The sequence below is a fragment of the Pantoea dispersa genome, assembly GCF_035783935.1.
GTDB classification, from domain to species: Bacteria; Pseudomonadota; Gammaproteobacteria; order Enterobacterales; family Enterobacteriaceae; genus Pantoea; species Pantoea dispersa_C.
This window is the reverse complement of the sequence record NZ_JALKOV010000009.1, coordinates 1-18,724: the sequence shown is the minus strand read 5'-3', so window position 1 is coordinate 18,724 and position 18,724 is coordinate 1. Positions and strand designations below refer to the sequence as shown.

At 58.8% G+C, this 18,724-nt stretch carries 18 protein-coding genes; 15 read left to right on the top strand and 3 right to left on the bottom strand.

Annotated features, from left to right (window positions below; translation table 11 throughout):
* Positions 1–65: 65 nt before the first annotated feature.
* The 8 genes from rmuC to tatD all read left to right on the top strand — a co-directional run bounded on the left by rmuC (position 66) and on the right by tatD (position 7,200).
* Positions 66–1,577 carry a DNA recombination protein RmuC gene (gene rmuC, locus MXF20_RS16990; RefSeq protein WP_150361807.1) on the top strand — a complete coding sequence of 504 codons (1,512 nt, stop codon included), beginning with the start codon at positions 66–68 and terminating at the stop codon, positions 1,575–1,577.
* Between the two features lie 75 nt (positions 1,578–1,652).
* Positions 1,653–2,411 carry a bifunctional demethylmenaquinone methyltransferase/2-methoxy-6-polyprenyl-1,4-benzoquinol methylase UbiE gene (gene ubiE, locus MXF20_RS16985; RefSeq protein WP_021506949.1) on the top strand — a complete coding sequence of 253 codons (759 nt, stop codon included), beginning with the start codon at positions 1,653–1,655 and terminating at the stop codon, positions 2,409–2,411.
* Between the two features lie 6 nt (positions 2,412–2,417).
* Complete coding sequence (gene ubiJ / locus MXF20_RS16980) at positions 2,418–3,023, top strand: ubiquinone biosynthesis protein UbiJ (protein WP_325970414.1); 606 nt, start codon at positions 2,418–2,420, stop codon at positions 3,021–3,023.
* Positions 3,020–4,657 carry a ubiquinone biosynthesis regulatory protein kinase UbiB gene (gene ubiB / locus MXF20_RS16975; protein WP_021506947.1) on the top strand — a complete coding sequence of 546 codons (1,638 nt, stop codon included), beginning with the start codon at positions 3,020–3,022 and terminating at the stop codon, positions 4,655–4,657. The genes ubiJ and ubiB overlap by 4 nt, the downstream gene beginning before the upstream one ends.
* Before the next feature lie 110 nt (positions 4,658–4,767).
* Positions 4,768–5,010 carry a twin-arginine translocase TatA/TatE family subunit gene (gene tatA / locus MXF20_RS16970; protein ID WP_325970413.1) on the top strand — a complete coding sequence of 81 codons (243 nt, stop codon included), beginning with the start codon at positions 4,768–4,770 and terminating at the stop codon, positions 5,008–5,010.
* Positions 5,011–5,019: 9 nt separating this feature from the next.
* A complete protein-coding gene (gene tatB, locus MXF20_RS16965) occupies positions 5,020–5,547 on the top strand; it encodes a Sec-independent protein translocase protein TatB (RefSeq protein WP_325970412.1) in 528 nt (175 codons plus the stop codon).
* A 2-nt stretch (positions 5,548–5,549) separates the two neighbouring features.
* Complete coding sequence (gene tatC / locus MXF20_RS16960) at positions 5,550–6,311, top strand: Sec-independent protein translocase subunit TatC (protein WP_325970411.1); 762 nt, start codon at positions 5,550–5,552, stop codon at positions 6,309–6,311.
* 106 nt (positions 6,312–6,417) lie between these two features.
* A complete protein-coding gene (tatD, locus tag MXF20_RS16955) occupies positions 6,418–7,200 on the top strand; it encodes a 3'-5' ssDNA/RNA exonuclease TatD (RefSeq protein ID WP_241798938.1) in 783 nt (260 codons plus the stop codon).
* Here tatD and rfaH read toward each other — a convergent pair.
* Positions 7,197–7,685 carry a transcription/translation regulatory transformer protein RfaH gene (gene rfaH / locus MXF20_RS16950; RefSeq protein ID WP_031279607.1) on the bottom strand — a complete coding sequence of 163 codons (489 nt, stop codon included), beginning with the start codon at positions 7,683–7,685 and terminating at the stop codon, positions 7,197–7,199. The two genes, tatD and rfaH, sit on opposite strands and share 4 nt — an antisense overlap.
* 210 nt (positions 7,686–7,895) lie before the next feature.
* Here rfaH and pepE point away from each other — a divergent pair, with 210 nt between their 5' ends.
* From pepE to fre, 3 genes are all read left to right on the top strand, one after another.
* A complete protein-coding gene (gene pepE, locus MXF20_RS16945) occupies positions 7,896–8,627 on the top strand; it encodes a dipeptidase PepE (protein ID WP_325970410.1) in 732 nt (243 codons plus the stop codon).
* Positions 8,628–8,700: 73 nt separating this feature from the next.
* Complete coding sequence (gene ubiD / locus MXF20_RS16940) at positions 8,701–10,185, top strand: 4-hydroxy-3-polyprenylbenzoate decarboxylase (protein WP_325970409.1); 1,485 nt, start codon at positions 8,701–8,703, stop codon at positions 10,183–10,185.
* 31 nt (positions 10,186–10,216) lie between these two features.
* Entirely contained in the window at positions 10,217–10,918 is a 702-nt protein-coding gene (gene fre, locus MXF20_RS16935) for an NAD(P)H-flavin reductase (protein ID WP_325970408.1), read from the top strand.
* An 81-nt stretch (positions 10,919–10,999) separates the two neighbouring features.
* Here the strand turns inward: fre and fadA are convergent, their stop codons facing one another.
* Together fadA and fadB are read right to left on the bottom strand one after the other, a co-directional pair.
* A complete protein-coding gene (fadA, locus tag MXF20_RS16930; protein WP_031279606.1) occupies positions 11,000–12,163 on the bottom strand; it encodes an acetyl-CoA C-acyltransferase FadA in 1,164 nt (387 codons plus the stop codon).
* 10 nt (positions 12,164–12,173) lie between these two features.
* Positions 12,174–14,357, bottom strand: a complete 2,184-nt coding sequence (fadB, locus tag MXF20_RS16925; RefSeq protein ID WP_325970407.1) for a fatty acid oxidation complex subunit alpha FadB — start codon at positions 14,355–14,357, stop codon at positions 12,174–12,176.
* A gap of 185 nt (positions 14,358–14,542) precedes the next feature.
* Between fadB and pepQ the strand changes: the two genes are divergently transcribed.
* From pepQ to hemG, 4 genes are read left to right on the top strand one after another with little or no spacing between them, the layout of a single operon-like run.
* Positions 14,543–15,874, top strand: coding sequence for a Xaa-Pro dipeptidase (pepQ, locus tag MXF20_RS16920; RefSeq protein ID WP_325970406.1), 1,332 nt, complete (start codon positions 14,543–14,545; stop codon positions 15,872–15,874).
* On the top strand, positions 15,874–16,491 hold the full coding sequence (locus MXF20_RS16915; protein WP_325970405.1) for an IMPACT family protein: 618 nt from the start codon (positions 15,874–15,876) through the stop codon (positions 16,489–16,491). The genes pepQ and MXF20_RS16915 overlap by 1 nt, the downstream gene beginning before the upstream one ends.
* 27 nt (positions 16,492–16,518) lie before the next feature.
* Positions 16,519–17,970: a Trk system potassium transporter TrkH gene (gene trkH, locus MXF20_RS16910; protein ID WP_325970404.1), complete on the top strand. Its 1,452-nt coding sequence runs from the start codon at positions 16,519–16,521 to the stop codon at positions 17,968–17,970.
* 17 nt (positions 17,971–17,987) lie between these two features.
* Positions 17,988–18,536 (top strand): menaquinone-dependent protoporphyrinogen IX dehydrogenase, encoded by a 549-nt coding sequence (hemG, locus tag MXF20_RS16905; RefSeq protein ID WP_325970403.1) that lies wholly within the window; start codon positions 17,988–17,990, stop codon positions 18,534–18,536.
* The last annotated feature ends 188 nt before the right edge of the window (positions 18,537–18,724 follow it).

Below are 18,724 nucleotides of genomic sequence, written 5' to 3'. Positions count from 1 at the left end.
ATGTTCTGGACATTCATACAGTGGCGCTCTACCTTCTCCTCAGCGAGACGATCCGCGGGGGGATTATGGATCAGCAACTTATCATCAGCGGCGCGCTGGCGCTGGCCGGTTTGGGCATTGGCTGGATTATTGCCCAGCTGCGCGCCGGCCATCAGCACGCCAGCTTCACCACCGAACGCCGCCTGCTGGAACAGGCGCAGCAGCGACAGCAGCAGCAGCTGGAACAGCTGCAACAGCAACTGCAGCAGCGCGAGCAGGAGCTGCGCCAGCTGCACGGTACGCTAAGCGGCGCGCAGGAGCGTCTGCAGCAGCTGGATTACTGGCGCGCCGAGAGCGAACAGCTCAGCCGCGAGCTGCGTAATCAGCTGGAAGTTAACAGTGCGCAGGAAGCCGAACTGCGAGAAGTCACCATTCGGTTAGAAGAGACGCGTTTCGCCGCTGAGGAGAAGCAGCGTCTGCTGACCAACAGCGAACAGCGCCTGAGCGCCCAGTTTGAAAACCTCGCCAACCGAATCTTTGAAAACAGCGGAAAACGCGTCGACGAACAGAACCGGCAGAGCCTCAACAGCCTGATCGGCCCGCTGCGCGAGCAGCTGGACGGTTTTCGTCGCCAGGTCAACGACAGCTTCGGCCAGGAAGCGCGTGAACGTCATACGCTGGCACACGAAATTCGTCAGCTGCAGCAGCTCAACGCACAGATGGCGCAGGAAGCGATTAACCTCACCAAAGCGCTCAAGGGCGACAATAAAATTCAGGGCAACTGGGGCGAGGTGGTGCTGAGTCGGGTGCTGGAAGCCTCGGGCCTGCGCGAAGGCTACGAGTACCAGACCCAGGTCAGCGTGCAGCTGGAGCAGCAGGGCCGAATGCAACCGGATGTAATTGTGCGTCTGCCGCAGGGCAAAGATGTGGTGATTGACGCCAAAATGACGCTGATTGCCTATGAGCGCTACTTCAACGCCGACGACGAGCTGACGCGCGAACAGGCAATTCAGGAGCACATCAACGCGGTGCGCGGCCATATCCGGCTGCTGGGGCGTAAAGATTATCAACAATTGCCCGGTTTACGCTCGCTGGATTATGTGCTGATGTTTATTCCGGTCGAACCGGCGTTTCTGCTGGCGATCGATCGCCAGCCGGAGCTGATCAGCGAAGCGCTGCAGCAAAACATTATGCTGGTCAGCCCGACCACGCTGCTGGTGGCGCTGCGCACCATCAACAACCTGTGGCGCTATGAGCATCAGAGCCGCAACGCGCAGCGCATCGCCGACCGCGCCGCACGGCTGTACGACAAGATGCGGCTGTTTGTCGATGACATGAGCGGCATTGGCCACAGTCTCGATAAAGCGCAGCAGAGCTATCAGCTGGCGATGAAAAAGCTGGCGCAGGGGCGCGGCAACCTGATTGCGCAGAGCGAGTCGTTTCGTGCGCTCGGCGTGGAGATCAAACGGCCGATTAACCCGCAGCTGGCGGAGCAGGCGCAGCCCGACACGGCGGATGATGCATGGGCCGATGACAGCGAGCCCGCTGAAAATGCGGCAGATTCTTCCGCCGCTTCCCTGCGCCGCATCAACGAATAACACGCCGGTGGCGTGCTCGGATCGCCCGACTCTGATACACTTCGGGAAGTATTGTTTGTGGAACAGGTAAAACCGATGGCAGATGAATCACAGCAGGAAACTACCCATTTTGGCTTTCAGACCGTCGCCAAAAGTGAAAAGGCCGATAAAGTCGCGGACGTGTTTCACTCCGTCGCGGCGAAATATGACCTGATGAACGATCTGATGTCGTTCGGCATCCATCGCGTCTGGAAGCGTTTTACCATCGACAGCAGCGGCGTGCGCCGCGGTCAGCGCGTGCTGGATCTGGCCGGCGGTACCGGCGATCTGACGGCAAAATTCTCGCGCCTGGTCGGTGAAACCGGTCAGGTGGTACTGGCGGACATCAACAGCTCGATGCTGAAGATGGGACGCGAAAAGCTGCGCAATCTCGGCGTCACCGGCAACGTCAGCTACGTGCAGGCCAACGCAGAAGCGCTGCCGTTCCCGGATAACTACTTCGACTGCATCACTATCTCCTTCGGCCTGCGTAACGTGACCGAAAAAGAGAAAGCGCTGGCGTCGATGTTCCGCGTGCTGAAGCCGGGCGGCCGTCTGCTGGTGCTGGAGTTCTCTAAACCGGTATTCGATCCGCTGAGCAAAGCCTACGACACTTACTCTTTCCACATTCTGCCGCGTATCGGCCAGCTGGTGGCAAAAGACGCCGAAAGTTATCGCTATCTGGCGGAGTCGATTCGTATGCATCCGGATCAGGAAACCCTGAAGGCGATGATGAACGACGCCGGCTTTGAAAATACCAGCTACTACAACATGACCGGCGGTATTGTGGCGCTACATCGTGGCTTTAAGTTCTGATTAATCATGACTTTTACTCCTCTCATCACCGGCGGTCTTGAGACCGCCCTGAACCGTGTACTGTATCGCGATCGCAGCCTGAAAACCGCGCGCCAGCGCCTGGCCGGCAAAGTGTTAATGCTGCGCCTGCAGGAGCTGAATTTTCCGCTGGTGCTGGTGTTCAGTGAAAACCAGCTGGATGTGCTGAGTGACTGGCAGGACAGCAGCGACTGCAGCGTCAGCCTGCGTTTCAGCACCCTGCCTAAGCTGCGCGATCGTCAGCAGTTGACCAGCCTGATTCGCAGCGGTGAGCTGGACGTGGAAGGCGATCTGCAGGTGGTGCAGCAGTTCTCCGCGCTGATGGATCTGGCTGAACTCGATCCGGCTGAATATCTCGCGCCGTGGGTGGGCGACATTGCGGCGCAGGGCATCAGTCAGGCCGCCCAGCGTGCGCTGACTCAGGTCAAGCAGCAGCTGTCGCGCCGTCAGGATTATCTGGGGCAGGTACTGACCGAAGAGTGGCGCGTGGCGCCGGGCGCGCTGGAACAGGCGTGGTTTTGCGAGGAAGTAGAAGCGATGGAACGTGCGCTTAATGCGTTTGAAACGCGTTTGGCACAGCTGGAGGCGAAATGACGCTGGGAGAAATTCGGCGCTTATACTTCATTATCAAAGTTTTTCTGACCTACGGGCTGGATGAACTGATTCCTCACATGCGCATTACGCTGCCGCTGCGGCTGTGGCGGCGCTGTGTTTTCTGGATCCCCAACCGGCACAAAGAAGCTGAAATGGGGATTCGTCTGCGTCTGGCGATGGAGCAGCTCGGTCCGGTTTGGATCAAGTTCGGTCAGATGCTGTCGACGCGCCGCGACCTGTTCCCGCCGAAAATTGCCGATGAGCTGGCGATTCTGCAGGACCGTGTAGCACCGTTCGACGGCGTGAAAGCCAAAGCGCAGATTGAGCGTTCGATTGGCGGCCCGGTGGAAACCTGGTTCGACGACTTCGATATCAAACCGCTGGCATCCGCTTCGATCGCTCAGGTGCATACCGCGACGCTGAAATCCAACGGCCGCGAAGTGGTGATCAAAGTGATTCGCCCGGATATCCTGCCGGTAATTAAAGCTGACATGAAGCTGATTTACCGCCTGGCGCGCTGGGTGCCACGTCTGCTGCCGGACGGTCGCCGTCTGCGTCCGATGGAAGTGGTGCGCGACTACGAAAAAACGCTGATTGATGAACTCAATCTGCTGCGTGAAGCCGCCAATGCGATTCAGCTGCGCCGCAATTTCGACCAGAGCCGTATGCTGTACGTACCGGAAGTGTTCTCCGACTACTGCAGCGAGACCATGCTGGTGATGGAGCGCATTTACGGCATTCCTATTTCTGACGTTGCCACGCTGGAGCAGCACGGCGTCAATATGAAGCTGCTGGCCGAGCGCGGTGTGCAGGTGTTCTTCACTCAGGTGTTCCGCGACAGTTTCTTCCACGCCGATATGCATCCCGGCAACATCTTTGTCAGCTACGAGCATCCGGAAGATCCGCAGTACATCGGTATTGACTGCGGCATCGTTGGCTCGCTGAACAAAGAAGATAAGCGCTATCTGGCGGAAAACTTCATCGCCTTCTTCAACCGCGACTACCGCAAAGTGGCCGAGCTGCACGTCGACTCGGGCTGGGTACCGCCGGATACCAACGTGGAAGATTTTGAGTTCGCGATTCGCACCGTGTGCGAGCCGATTTTCGAAAAGCCGCTGGCGGAAATCTCCTTCGGTCACGTGCTGCTCAATCTGTTCAACACCGCGCGCCGTTTCAATATGGAAGTGCAGCCGCAGCTGGTGCTGCTGCAGAAAACCCTGCTGTACATCGAGGGCATCGGCCGTCAGCTCTATCCGCAGCTCGATCTGTGGAAAACTGCCAAGCCGTTCCTTGAGGACTGGATTAAGGATCAGATCGGCATTCCGGCCATCCTGCGGGCGGTGAAAGAGAAGGCGCCGTTCTGGGCGGAGAAACTGCCGGAGCTGCCGGAGCTTTTTTACGACAGTATGCGCCAGCACAAATTATTGCAGCACAGTGTCGATAAACTCGTCACCGATTTGAACGCGCAGCGCACCCGTCATCATCAGGCACGCTATCTGTTTGGCGTCGGGGCTACACTGTTATTAAGTGGCACCGCAGTGCTGCTGAGCCGACCTGACTGGGACTTCTTTCCGGCGCTGTTAATGGCCGCCGGCATCGTCACCTGGCTCATCGGCTGGCGCAAGACAAACTGATTGTCTGCCTGGTGCAATTCGCGTAATGTCGCAGGCTTAAGTCCGGGTAAAAACGGACTTTCTGTGCGTTACAGTTAACCGTTTTTCACAGAATATTAGAGGCATATCTCATGGGCGGTATCAGTATTTGGCAATTGTTAATCATTGCCGTCATTGTTGTACTTCTGTTCGGTACCAATAAGCTTCGTAACCTGGGTTCGGATTTAGGTTCTTCGATTCGTGGCTTCAAAAAAGCCATGGGCGATGAAGACGAGAAAAAGGATCAACCGAAAGAGCAGGACGCTGACTTCAACGCCAAACTGGCAGACAAACAGCACACCTCGGCGAGCAAAGACGACGCCCGGGACAAGTAAGGTAAAACTGTGTTCGATATTGGTTTTAGTGAACTGGTATTGGTGTTCGTGATCGGGCTGATTGTACTGGGCCCGCAGCGCTTACCGGTTGCGGTGAAAACCGTCGTTGGCTGGATCCGGGCCATTCGCTCGCTGGCTGCTAATGTGCAGAACGAACTGGCCCAGGAGCTGAAACTGCAGGAGCTGCAGGACAGCCTGAAAAAGGTCGAAGAAGCGGGACGCGGCACGCTGTCGCCGGAGCTGAAGCAATCCATGGAAGAGCTGCGTAAAACCGCAGACTCCATGAAGCGATCCGTGCAGCAGAGCATCGATATCGAAAAAGCGGAAGATGAAGCCAACACCATTCATCAGCCGCCCGCCGCCGCGCCACAGCCTGCTGAGCCGCACAGCGTCGTGACCCCGGCCAGCGCAGCGCATCAGGCCAGCGCACCGGCGCAGGCGCCGCAATCGCAGCCCGCGCCAGCTAATGCGTCAGCCGCTAACCACAGCGATTCCGTCGCGCCTGCGACCACTCCTCCCGTTAAAGATGAACGATAAACATGGCCGTTGAAGATACCCAACCGCTCATCAGCCACCTGATTGAGCTGCGCAAGCGTCTGCTGAACTGCATCATCGCAGTGTTTGTTATCTTCCTGTGTCTGGTTTACTTCGCCAACGACATCTATCACGCGGTGGCAGCGCCGCTGATTAGCCAGATGCCCGTCGGGGCCAGCATGATCGCCACGGACGTGGCCTCACCGTTCTTTACGCCGATCAAACTGACCATCATCGTGTCGGTGTTTCTTGCGGTGCCGGTGATTCTTTATCAGGTCTGGGCGTTTGTCGCACCCGCGCTGTATCGCCACGAGCGCCGTCTGGTGATGCCGCTGCTGTTCTCCAGTACGCTGCTGTTTTATGTCGGCGTGGCCTTCGCCTACTTCATTGTGTTCCCGCTGGCGTTTGGCTTCTTCGCCAAAACCGCGCCGCAGGGCGTCACCATCGCCACGGACATCACTAACTACCTCGACTTTGTCATGACGCTGTTCATGGCGTTTGGTGTGGCGTTTGAGGTGCCGATTGCCATCGTGCTGCTGTGCTGGACCGGCATCACCAGCCCGGACGATCTGAAAAAGAAACGTCCCTATATTCTGGTCGGCGCGTTTGTGGTTGGGATGTTGCTCACACCGCCGGACGTTTTCTCGCAAACTTTGCTCGCTATTCCGATGTACTGCCTGTTTGAAGTCGGCGTATTCTTCTCCCGCTACTACGTGGGTAAAGGACGTCAGGCGGCAGACGATGAGGAACAGAACCCCGACGCCTGATGTCTGTTATGCAGGGCATCCCGCCAGTGGGGTGATGATGAATCTTAACCGCCCGCTTTCGGGCGGTTTTTCTATCCGTCGCTTGAAGACGGAATGGGGAGCAAACATGTTTGATATCGGTGTAAACCTGACCAGCACGCAATTCGCAAAAGATCGCGATCAGGTGGTAAAACGCGCGCGCGAAGCAGGCGTCACCGGCCTGTTAATCACCGGCACCAATGCGCTGGAGAGCCAGCAGGCGCGTCAGCTGGCCACTCAGCATGCGGGTTACTGCTGGTCGACCGCCGGCGTGCATCCGCATCATGCCAGCGAGTGGTCGGCAGAAACCGCCAGTACGCTGCGCCGCCTGGCCGAGAGCGAGCAGGTGGTGGCGATTGGCGAATGCGGTCTCGACTTTAACCGTAATCTTTCCGCGCACCAGCAGCAGGAGTATGCGTTTGATGCGCAGCTCCAGCTGGCGGCTGAACTGCAGCTGCCGGTGTTTTTACACTGTCGTGAGGCGCACGAACGTTTTCTGGCGGTGCTGCAGCCGTGGCTGCCAAAACTGGTGGGCGCGGTGGTGCACTGTTTTACCGGCACGCGTGACGAGCTGGAAGCCTGCCTGGCGCTGGGCTTGTCGGTGGGGATTACCGGCTGGGTGTGCGATGAACGGCGCGGGTTGGAACTGCGTGACATGCTGCCGCTGATTCCGGCAGATCGCCTGCTGCTGGAGACTGACGCGCCTTATCTGCTGCCGCGCGATATGCGTCCGCGTCCGACCTCGCGCCGCAACGAACCCTGTTTTCTGCCGCACATCGTGCAGCAGGTGGCGCACTGGCGTGGTGAACAGCCGGATGCACTGGCAGCCCGCGTCGACCACAACGCACGTCAGCTGTTCAGGCTGGCTTAAACCTTACGGAACTGCTTGTTGTCCACGCTGCGCATCACCTGTTTGTTCAGCAGGTTAAGCAGCAGGATTGAGCGGGTTTCACCATCGGGCTCGGCAAAAATAGCGCGCAGCCCTTCAAAGGTGCCGTCGGTGATCAGCACTTCATCACCGACCTGCGGCGTTTCCGGATCCAGCAGGATTTGCGGCGCATCGGTTTGCAGCGCTTCAATCACTTCATACGGCACCGTAGCGGGCATGGCACCAAAGCGCACAAAGTGGCTGACGCCGCGCGTGCTGCTGATGGTGGTGGTGTGAATCGCTTCCGGATCAAATTCGATGAACAGATAGTTGGGAAACAGCGGCTCACTCACCGTGGTGCGTTTGCCGCGCACAATCTTCTCCAGAGCGATCATCGGGCTGAGGCAATTCACCTCCTGCCGCTCAAGATGCTCCTTCGCGCGCAACAGCTGTCCACGTTTGCAATAGAGTAAGTACCAGGATTCCATAACTGCTCCCAAAGAATGGACGCTAAGAATAACAAACCTGTTGTCAGAGTTATAGCGCATCGGCGGTCGGAATCCCGGTCACACCAGAAAAATCTCTACGAATTTTCCGATAGGTGCGGCGATTTAACGCTTTTCAGCAAGAAAATTGACGTCTGGCGATCATCTGTATCAGACTGCCAACCCATTACGCGAAGAAAAAAGGACGGGCTGATGGAACTGTTTTTACTGAGTAATGGCAAAGTGGCCGACGATGCGCCGCTGCTGGGCTATGCACATCCGCAGCTGCACGCGATGATTGCCCAGCGCGGCATCACCTCGGCGGTGCTGGTGCCCTATGCCATTATTCGTGACGATCACGCCCAGCGTGCGCAGGCGCTGTCCCAGTCGCTCGGCATTCCGGTGCGCACGGTACACGAGTTCGACACACCGGTGGCGGCCATTGAGCAGGCGGAGCTGATTCTGGTGAGCGGCGGCAATACCTGGCTGCTGAACCAGATGCTGCACGAGCACGGACTGATCGTGGCGATTCAGCGCGCAGTGCGCGAGCGCGACGTGCCGTATGTTGGCTGGAGCGCGGGCTGCAACGTGGCGACGCCGTCGATTCGCACCACTAACGATATGCCGGTGCGCAGCAGCGTGGTGCTGCCCGCGCTCGGCCTGTTCCCGGTGCAAATCAATCCACACTATCTGGATGCCCACGTCAGCGGCCACATGGGCGAAACCCGTGATGAGCGCCTCGCCGAATTCTGCGCGGTGAATCCGCAGGAGTCGGTGATTGCGCTGCGTGAAGCCAGCTTCCTGCACGTCAGCGAAAACCGCCTGCGCTACTACAGCGCGCGCGGCGAAGATTTTAAAGTGTTCCGCCACGGTGAGGCGATTGCCGCTTATCACGATGTGCTGGCCCTGCAGTCGCTGGTGCCGTTTTCCTGTCAGCCCGCCTGACGCAGAAACTCAAACACGCTGGCGTGAACAAACTTATAATGACGCTTCACTCTGGCCGGAAGACTAACGCCGCATGAAATATCAGGATTTACGAGACTTTCTCGCGCTGCTGGAGCAGCGCGGCGAGTTAAAGCGCATCACTCAGGAGATCGATCCTGACCTGGAAATGACCGAAATTGCCGACCGCACGCTGCGTGCCGGCGGCCCGGCACTGCTGTTCGAAAACCCGAAGGGCTACAATATGCCGGTGCTGTGCAACCTGTTCGGTACGCCGAAGCGCGTGGCGATGGGCATGGGCCAGGAAGAGGTCAGCGCGCTGCGCGACGTAGGCAAGCTGCTGGCGTTTCTGAAAGAGCCGGAGCCGCCGAAGGGCTTCCGCGATCTGTTCGATAAGATGCCGCAGTTCAAACAGGTGCTGAACATGCCGACTAAACGGCTGCGTAACGCGCCGTGTCAGGAGGAGATCTTCAGTGGTGACGAGGTCGACCTGTCGCGCATCCCGGTGATGAAGTGCTGGCCGGGCGATGCGGCGCCGCTGATCACCTGGGGATTGACCGTGTCGCGCGGGCCGCATAAAGAGCGGCAGAATCTCGGTATTTATCGTCAGCAGGTGATCGGTAAAAACCGGGTGATCATGCGCTGGCTGTCGCATCGCGGTGGCGCGCTGGATTTCCAGGAGTGGTGCAAAGCACATCCGGGCGAACGTTTCCCGGTGGCGGTGGCGCTGGGCGCCGATCCGGCCACCATTCTCGGTGCGGTGACGCCGGTGCCGGATACGCTGTCGGAATATGCGTTTGCCGGTCTGCTGCGTGGCAACAAAACCGAGGTGGTGAAGTGCGTTTCGAACGATCTGGAAGTGCCGGCCAGCGCTGAAATCGTGCTGGAAGGCTACATCGAGCCGGGCGACATGGCACCGGAAGGGCCGTACGGCGATCACACCGGCTACTACAATGAAGTAGACAGCTTCCCGGTATTTACCGTGACGCACGTGACCCAGCGGCGCAATCCGATTTATCACTCCACCTACACCGGCCGTCCGCCGGATGAGCCTGCGGTGCTGGGTGTGGCGCTGAACGAAGTGCTGGTGCCGATTCTGATCAAGCAGTTCCCGGAGATTGTGGATTTCTATCTGCCGCCGGAAGGCTGTTCTTACCGCCTCGCGGTGGTGACGATCAAAAAACAGTACGCCGGCCACGCCAAGCGCGTGATGTTCGGTGTGTGGTCGTTCCTGCGCCAGTTTATGTACACCAAGTTTGTGATTGTGTGTGACGACGACGTCAACGCACGTGACTGGAACGACGTGATTTGGGCCATCACCACGCGAATGGATCCGGCACGCGACACGGTACTGGTCGAAAACACGCCGATTGACTATCTCGACTTCGCTTCGCCGGTTTCCGGCCTTGGCTCGAAGATGGGACTGGACGCCACCAACAAGTGGCCGGGCGAAACCCAGCGTGAATGGGGTACGCCGATTGTAAAAGATCCTGCGGTCACGGCACGTATTGATGCAATCTGGGATGAGTTAGCGATCTTTGCCGAGCCGCCGCAGCGCTGACGGCGGCTGAGAACCATAAAAAAGGGCACCTATGACGACGTTAAGCTGCAAAGTGACTTCGGTTGAAGCAATTACGGACACGGTTTACCGCGTGCGGTTAATTCCGGCGGCGGATTTTAGCTTTCGCGCCGGGCAGTATCTGATGGTGGTGATGGACGAGCGCGATAAGCGCCCGTTCTCGCTGGCATCGACGCCAATGGAAAAGGACATCATTGAGCTGCATATTGGTGCCTCGGATCTGAACCTGTACGCCATGGCGGTGATGGATCGCATCAAAAACGATCGCCAGATCACCGTGGATATGCCGCACGGCGACGCCTGGCTGCGTGAAGACAGCGATCGCCCGATTGTGCTGATTGCCGGTGGCACCGGCTTCTCCTATGCGCGTTCGATTCTGCTGACCGCGCTGGCGCAGCAGCCGGATCGCGACATTGCTATTTACTGGGGCGGCCGCGAGCTGAGACATCTGTACGATCTGGACGAGCTCAATGCGCTGGCGGTGAAGCATCCGAACCTGAAAGTGATTCCGGTGGTGGAGCAGCCAGCGCAGGACTGGCAGGGGCGCAGCGGTACGGTGCTGACCGCGGTAATGCAGGATTATGCCAGCCTGAGCGGGCACGATATCTACATTGCCGGCCGGTTTGAAATGGCAAAAATTGCCAGTGAGCGTTTCTGTGCGGAACGTGGCGCGCTGGAAGCGCAGATGTTTGGCGATGCGTTTGCCTTTATCTGACGCGGTGCGCGTGCATGCGCCGCTGCAAAAAAAAGCCCGCCCGGTTGGGCGGGAACACGTGCAAGTGTCGTGGTCAACGTATTAAACCCGTTCGAACACCGTCGCGATGCCCTGGCCTAAGCCAATGCACATGGTTGCCAGACCAAACTGTGCATCGCGACGCTCCATCAGATTCAGCAACGTCGTGCTGATGCGTGCGCCGGAACAGCCCAGCGGATGTCCGAGGGCGATCGCGCCGCCGTTAAGATTCACTTTCTCATCCAGTTGCTCGAGCAGCCCAAGGTCTTTCAGGCACGGCAGCGTCTGTGCGGCGAAGGCTTCGTTGAGCTCGAACAGGTCGATATCCTGCACGCTGAGCCCGGCGCGCTTCAGCGCCAGCTTGCTGGCCGGCACCGGACCGTAACCCATAATCGACGGATCGCAGCCGACCACCGCCATGCTGCGGATGCGCGCGCGCGGTGACAGCCCCAGTTCGCGCGCCCGGCTTTCGCTCATGATCAGCATGGCGGCCGCACCGTCGGACAGCGCCGACGAACTGCCGGCGGTGACCGTGCCGTTGACCGGATCGAAGGCCGGACGCAGCGCGGCTAAGCCTTCAAGGCTGGTGTCTTCGCGAATCACTTCGTCGCTGTCATAGCGTTTCAGCACACCATCGGCATCGTGGCCGTAGGTCGGCACGATTTCGCGTTTGAAATCACCGCGCTGAGTGGCGGCCGCAGCGCGCTGGTGTGAACGCAGCGCGAAGGCATCCTGCTGTTCACGGCTGATGTGGTGCATGCGCGCCAGCATCTCGGCGGTCAGCCCCATCATGCCGGCCGCTTTTGCCACGGTGCGCCCCAGGCCAGGATGAAAATCCACGCCGTGGTTCATCGGTACGTGGCCCATATGTTCCACGCCGCCAATCAGACAGCTGTGGGCATCGCCGACCATGATCGCGCGTGCCGCATCGTGCAGCGCCTGCATGGACGAGCCGCACAGGCGGTTAACGGTGCTGGCCGGCACGCGATGCGGGATCTCGGCCAGCAGCGCGGCGTTGCGCGCGATATTAAAGCCCTGTTCCAGCGTCTGCTGCACGCAGCCCCAGATGATGTCATCCAGCGCGGCGGCATCGACAGCCGGATTGCGGCTGAGGAGTTCGCGCATCAGATGGGCGGAGAGATCCTCGGCGCGTACCTGGCGAAACGCGCCGCCTTTGGAACGGCCCATCGGCGTGCGCACGGCATCAACAATCACTACGTTTTCCATGTTCATTACCTCAGGCAGTTTGCAGCGCCGCTGCGTCAATCGGTTGAGCGACGGGATACCAGCTCTGATGCTGGTGGGCTTTCTGGACCAGCAGCTCAGGCAGCGCGTACAGCGGGCCGAGCGCGAGGTAGCGTTTGGCCTGATCGACGACATTGCTGATGCCCAGCGTATCCATATAGCGGAACGCGCCACCGCGGAACGGCGGGAAGCCCAGCCCGTACACCAGCGCCATATCGGCCTCGGCGGGGGAAGCGATGATGTTCTCTTCGAGGCAGCGCACCACTTCGTTGAGCATCGGCAGCATCATGCGGTTGGCGATCTCTTCATCGCTGAATACCCGCTTCGGTTCACATACCGGCTCCAGCAGCGCATCGACCTCTACATCGGCGCGCTTCTGCGCTTTACCTTTTTTATCCTGCTCCCAGCGGTAAAAGCCCTGGCCATTTTTCTGGCCGTAGCGTTTGGCTTCAAACAGCACATCAATGGCATCGCGGTAATCTTTCTGCATCCGCGACGGGAAGCCCTGCGCCATCACCTGTTGTGCATGATGCGCGGTATCAATGCCCACCACGTCCAGCAGCCACGCCGGCCCCATCGGCCAGCCAAACTGCTTCTCCATCACTTTATCGATCTGGCGGAAATCCGCGCCGTCGCGCAGCAGCAGGCTGAAGGCGGCAAAGTAGGGGAACAGCACGCGGTTCACAAAGAAACCGGGGCAGTCATTGACCACAATCGGCGTTTTGCCCATCTTGCTGGCCCACGCCACCACTTTGCTGATGGTGGCTTCAGAGGTCTGCGCACCGCGAATCACTTCGACCAGCGGCATACGCGGCACCGGATTGAAGAAGTGCATGCCGCAGAAATTTTGTGGACGCTGCAGCGCCTGCGCCAGCTGGCTGATCGGAATGGTGGAGGTATTTGAGGCCAGCACGGCATCATCCCGCAGCTGCTGCTCGGTTTCAGCCAGCACTTTGGCCTTGATTTGCGGGTTCTCGACCACCGCTTCCACTACCACATCGGCGCGGTCAAAGCCGCTGTAATCCAGCGTCGGCTGAATGCTCGCCAGCACGCTGGCCAGCTTCGTGCCGTCAATTTTGCCGCGCTCCAGCTGCTTGTTAAGCAGCTTGCTGGCTTCATTCATGCCCAGCGTCAGCGCCTGCGGATTAATGTCTTTCATCTTCACCGGCACGCCTTTCCAGGCCGACTGCCAGGCGATCCCGCCGCCCATGATGCCCGCGCCCAGTACCGCCGCCTGCTCTGGCGTGCCGGCCGCGCTGCTGTGTTTCTTCGCCAGTCCTTTCACGTACTGGTCATTGAGGAAGATGCCAACCAGCGCGCGTGCCACATCGCTCTGCGCCAGCGGCACAAAGGCGGCGGTTTCCAGCTTCAGCGCGTCATCACGGCCTAAGCCCGCTGCCGCTTCGATGGTTCGCACTGCGGCGATCGGTGCCGGATAGTGTTTACCGGCAGTTTGCTGCACCATGCTTTTGGCGATCGTAAAACTCATCGCGGCTTCAATCGGACTGAGCTTAAGCGGTGCCAGCTTCGGCGCACGGCGTGCCTGCCAGCTGCCCTGAGCTATGGCATCCTGCAGCATGGTCAGCGCTGCGCTGCGCAGCTTCTCGCTGCTGACTACCGCATCCACCAGACCGAGCTTCAGCGCGCTCGGGCCATCAATATCTTTACCGGCGGCGATGATCTCCAGCGCGCTGTCGGCTCCGAGCAGGCGCGGCAGACGCACGCTGCCGCCGAAGCCCGGCATGATGCCGAGTTTGGTTTCCGGCAGGCCAATGCGCGCGGTGGGCGTGGCCACGCGGAAGTCGGTCGCCAGCACGCACTCGCAGCCACCGCCCAGCGCGTAGCCGTCAATGGCGGCGATGGTTGGCACCGGCAAATCTTCCAGACGATTAAAGATGCTGTTGGCAAACGTCAGCCACTGGCTGAGCTGTTCAGCGGGCGCATCAAACAGCGACAGAAATTCGGTGATATCCGCCCCGACTATAAACGCCGGTTTGGCGGAAGAGAGCAGCAGGCCGCGCAGCGTGCTTTGCTGCTCCAGTACGCTCAGCGCCTCGCCTAAGGCGGCGACGGTTTTGGTATCGAGTTTATTCACCGAACCGGGCGCATCAAAAACCAGCTCGGCGATGCCGTCGTCAAGCCAGTGCACTGAAAGGGTATCGCCTTGGTAGAGCATGTCCGTCTCCTGAAACGCGAAAGGTGATCTGGTCATACCAGATGATCAGGAGTGTGGGTGTCATGTTAATTTTTTGCAAACGAGAGTTTGCTTATTTGATACAGCGATCACAGCGCGCGCAGCACGGCATCAGCCGCGCGGCTGTGCTACACTGCCGCCACTTTCGCGACATCGGAGACAAGTCCATGGATTCACTGAAAACCCTGTATCACGCGCATATTTCAACGCTGCAGCAGCGTGCGCAACAGGTGCTGGCGCGCTTTAAGCTCGACGCCATGCTGATTCATTCAGGCGAGTTGCTGACCGTTTTTCTTGACGATCATACCTATCCGTTCAAGGTGAATCCGCAGTTTAAAGCCTGGGTGCCGGTGACGCAGGTGCCCAACTGTTGGCTATGGATCGATGGCGTGAATAAACCCAAACTGTGGTTCTACTCGCCGGTCGATTACTGGCACAACGTCGAGCCACTGCCGGACAGCTTCTGGACCCAGGATGTTGACGTGATCGGCCTGAAAAACGCTGACGATATCGCTCAGCTGTTGCCGGCACAGCGCGACAATGTGGCTTATATCGGCCCGGTGCCGTCCCGCGCCACCCAGCTGGGCATCAGCAGTGAAGGAATCAATCCTCAGGGTGTCATCGACTTCCTGCATTATCATCGCAGCATCAAAACGGATTATGAACTGGCCTGTATGCGCGAAGCGCAGAAGCTGGCGGTCGCAGGCCACCGCGCAGCGAAAGAGGCGTTCTTCTCCGGCATGAGCGAGTTTGATATCAATCTCGCTTATCTGACCGCCACCGGCCACCGTGACATTGATGTACCGTATGGCAACATCATCGCGCTGAATGAGCATGCTGCGGTACTGCACTACACCCGGCTTGATCACCAGCCGCCGGCGAAACGTCACAGCTTCCTGATTGATGCCGGCGCAGAGTATCTTGGCTATGCGGCCGATTTGACGCGCAGCTACGCGGCGCAGAGCAAAACGCGCTACGCGGAAATGGTTGCGGCGATGAATAAAGAGGAGCTGGCGCTGATCGCCACCCTGAAACCTGGCGTACGCTATACCGATTACCATCTGCAAATGCATCAGCGCATCGCGCGTATGTTGCTGAAGTTTGAACTGGTGCAGGGGCTGAGTGAAGAGACGCTGGTGGCGGAAAACCTTACCGGGCCGTTTATGCCGCACGGTCTCGGCCATCCGCTGGGCCTGCAGGTGCACGACGTCGCCGGTTTCATGCAGGACGACAGCGGTACGCATCTGGCGGCGCCATCGCAGTATCCTTACCTGCGCTGTACGCGCGTGCTGCAGCCGGGCATGGTGCTGACCATTGAACCCGGTTTCTATATTATTGATTCGCTGCTGGCACCGCTGCGCAGCGGTAAGTTCAGTCAGCACTTTGACTGGCAGGCGATTGATGCGCTGAAGCCCTATGGCGGCATTCGTATCGAGGATAATGTGGTGATTCACGCCAGTCGCATCGAAAACATGACGCGTGACTTGCATCTGGCCTGATGGACGCTTACGACATTCCCGCTGAGGCCATCAGCCTCAGCGAGGAGACCATCAAAAAGAGTCGCTTTATTACCCTGCTGGCGCATACCGATGGGGTGGCCGCTGCGCGCGCCTTTGTGCAGCAGGTAAAGCATGAACACCCCACCGCGCGGCATCACTGCTGGGCATGGGTGGCAGGCGCGCCAGATGATTCCCAGCAGCTGGGCTTTTCCGATGATGGCGAACCTTCCGGCACGGCCGGTAAGCCGATGCTGGCACAGCTGATGGGCAGCGGCGTAGGCGAGATCACGGCGGTGGTGGTGCGCTATTATGGCGGTATCATGCTGGGCACCGGCGGACTGGTGAAAGCCTACGGCGGCGGCGTGCAGCAGGGGCTGAAGCTGCTGGCGCGCCAGCGTAAAGTGCCAATGCAGCGTTTTACCCTGCAGTGTGATTATGCGCAGCTGAGCGACATTGAGCGTCTGCTGCAGCGTTTTGACGGCAGCATTGAACAGAGCCATTATCAGGATCGCATTACGCTATGTCTGGCGTTGCCCCATCCGCAGATTGATGGCTTCAGGCAAAACCTCTCTGATTACAGCCGGGGCGCTTTGGCGCTGAGCCCGCTGGACAACTAACCGCATCTGTTTAAAGGAAACGGCTGAATGCATTTTCGCGCCATTACCCGCATCGTGGGCCTGCTGGTGATTCTGTTCTCGGTAACCATGATCCTGCCAGGCTTAGTGGCCCTGATTTATCGCGACGGTGCCGGGCGCGCGTTCAGCCAGACGTTTATGATGGCGATCATCATCGGTTCGCTGCTGTGGTGGCCTAACCGTAAACAGAAAACGGAGCTGAAGCCGCGTGAGGGCTTTCTGATTGTCGTGCTGTTCTGGACCGTGCTGGGCAGCGTGGGGGCGATGCCGTTTATCTTCGCCGAGCAGCCACATCTGTCGGTAACCGATGCCTTTTTTGAATCGTTTTCCGGCTTAACCACTACCGGTGCCACCACGCTGGTGGGGCTCGACTCACTGCCGAAAGCGATTCTGTTCTATCGCCAGATGCTGCAGTGGCTCGGCGGTATGGGGATCATCGTGCTGGCGGTCGCTATTCTGCCGATTCTTGGCGTCGGCGGTATGCAGCTGTATCGCGCCGAAATGCCGGGGCCGCTGAAAGATAACAAAATGCGCCCGCGCATTGCCGAAACCGCGAAAACCCTGTGGCTGATTTATGTGCTGCTGACGGTGGCCTGCGCGCTGGCGCTGTGGCTGGCGGGCATGCCAATGTTCGATGCCATCGGCCACAGCTTCTCGACCATCGCCATCGGCGGCTTTTCTACTCATGATGCCAGTATCGGCTACTTTAATAGCCCGACCATTAATACCATCGTGGCGGTTTTCCTGCTGATTTCCGGCTGTAACTACGGTCTGCACTTCTCGTTGCTCAGCGGACGTAACCTGAAGGTGTACTGGCGCGATCCGGAATTTCGCATGTTCATTGGCGTGCAGCTGACGCTGGTGCTGATCTGCACGCTGGTGCTGTGGTTCCACAATGTCTATTCCAGCGGCTGGCAAACCCTCAATCAGGCGTTTTTCCAGGTGGTCTCGATGGCGACGACCGCGGGCTTTACCACTGACAGTATCGCGCGCTGGCCGCTGTTCCTGCCGGTGCTGCTGCTGTGTTCGGCGTTTATCGGCGGCATGGCGGGGTCGACCGGCGGTGGCCTGAAGGTGATCCGCATTCTGCTACTGTGCAAACAGGGGTCGCGCGAGCTGAAACGCCTGGTGCATCCCAATGCGGTCTATACCATCAAGCTGGGCAACCGTGCGCTGCCGGAACGTATCCTCGAAGCGGTGTGGGGCTTTTTCTCCGCCTACGCGCTGGTGTTTCTGGTCAGCATGCTGGCGATTATTGCCACCGGCGTGGATGATTTCTCGGCCTTTGCCGCGGTGGCGGCGACGCTGAACAACCTTGGCCCGGGGCTGGGCGTGGTGGCGGATAACTTCACCTCAATGAATGATGTCGCCAAGTGGATTTTAATCTCCACCATGCTGTTTGGACGCCTTGAGGTGTTTACGCTGCTGGTGCTGTTCACGCCCACCTTCTGGCGCGAATAACAAAACAGGACTGAGTGATGAAAGCGTTGATTCTTTATTCCAGCCGCGACGGGCAAACCCGTGAAATCGCGGCGCGTATGGCCCGCACGCTGGCACCGCAGCAGCTGTGTGATGTGCTGGATCTGGCGCAGGCACCGCAGGTGGCGTGGGCGCAGTACGATCGCGTGCTGATCGGCGCCTCCATCCGCTATGGTCACTTCCAGCCCGCGCTGATGCAATTCGTCACGCAGCATAAGGCGGAACTGCAACAGCGCTTCAGTGGCTTTTTCAGCGTCAATCTTACGGCGCGCAAAGCCGATAAGTGCACGCCGGAAACCAATGCCTATACGCGTAAGTTCCTGGCGCAGTCGCCGTGGCAGCCGGATTGCTGTGCGGTGTTTGCCGGTGCGCTGCGTTATCCGCGCTATCGCTGGTTCGATCGCATCATGATTCAGTTCATTATGCGTATGACCGGCGGCGAAACGGATACATCGAAGGAAGTTGAATACACTGACTGGGAGAAAGTCACGCGTTTTGCCCAGGATTTCGCACAGTTACCAGGTAAATTGCCGCAAAATAACGCGTAGTGGTGAAATTTAGGCCGAACGATCATTTTTTTGCAATAAACCCTTGTCAGCCAGAATTAACTCCCTATAATGCGCCACCACTGAGACGGCAAAGCGGCAACGCAGGCGGCTCAGCAGGGCGTGAAGCGATTCACCCCGCCGGAGAAAAACGCTGAAAAAAGTGTTTGACTCTGAAGGAGGAAAGCGTA

Excerpts from the sequence above, each read along its gene's own strand:
- rmuC (WP_150361807.1), top strand. The coding sequence starts at position 66 with ATGGATCAGCAACTTATCATCAGCGGCGCGCTGGCGCTGGCCGGTTTG.
- fre (WP_325970408.1), top strand. The coding sequence starts at position 10,217 with ATGACGACGTTAAGCTGCAAAGTGACTTCGGTTGAAGCAATTACGGAC.
- ubiJ (WP_325970414.1), top strand. The coding sequence starts at position 2,418 with ATGACTTTTACTCCTCTCATCACCGGCGGTCTTGAGACCGCCCTGAAC.
- trkH (WP_325970404.1), top strand. The coding sequence starts at position 16,519 with ATGCATTTTCGCGCCATTACCCGCATCGTGGGCCTGCTGGTGATTCTG.
- hemG (WP_325970403.1), top strand. The coding sequence starts at position 17,988 with ATGAAAGCGTTGATTCTTTATTCCAGCCGCGACGGGCAAACCCGTGAA.
- tatD (WP_241798938.1), top strand. The coding sequence starts at position 6,418 with ATGTTTGATATCGGTGTAAACCTGACCAGCACGCAATTCGCAAAAGAT.
- fadA (WP_031279606.1), bottom strand. The coding sequence starts at position 12,163 with ATGGAAAACGTAGTGATTGTTGATGCCGTGCGCACGCCGATGGGCCGT.
- MXF20_RS16915 (WP_325970405.1), top strand. The coding sequence starts at position 15,874 with ATGGACGCTTACGACATTCCCGCTGAGGCCATCAGCCTCAGCGAGGAG.
- tatC (WP_325970411.1), top strand. The coding sequence starts at position 5,550 with ATGGCCGTTGAAGATACCCAACCGCTCATCAGCCACCTGATTGAGCTG.
- tatA (WP_325970413.1), top strand. The coding sequence starts at position 4,768 with ATGGGCGGTATCAGTATTTGGCAATTGTTAATCATTGCCGTCATTGTT.
- ubiB (WP_021506947.1), top strand. The coding sequence starts at position 3,020 with ATGACGCTGGGAGAAATTCGGCGCTTATACTTCATTATCAAAGTTTTT.
- ubiE (WP_021506949.1), top strand. The coding sequence starts at position 1,653 with ATGGCAGATGAATCACAGCAGGAAACTACCCATTTTGGCTTTCAGACC.
- ubiD (WP_325970409.1), top strand. The coding sequence starts at position 8,701 with ATGAAATATCAGGATTTACGAGACTTTCTCGCGCTGCTGGAGCAGCGC.
- pepE (WP_325970410.1), top strand. The coding sequence starts at position 7,896 with ATGGAACTGTTTTTACTGAGTAATGGCAAAGTGGCCGACGATGCGCCG.
- rfaH (WP_031279607.1), bottom strand. The coding sequence starts at position 7,685 with ATGGAATCCTGGTACTTACTCTATTGCAAACGTGGACAGCTGTTGCGC.
- fadB (WP_325970407.1), bottom strand. The coding sequence starts at position 14,357 with ATGCTCTACCAAGGCGATACCCTTTCAGTGCACTGGCTTGACGACGGC.
- pepQ (WP_325970406.1), top strand. The coding sequence starts at position 14,543 with ATGGATTCACTGAAAACCCTGTATCACGCGCATATTTCAACGCTGCAG.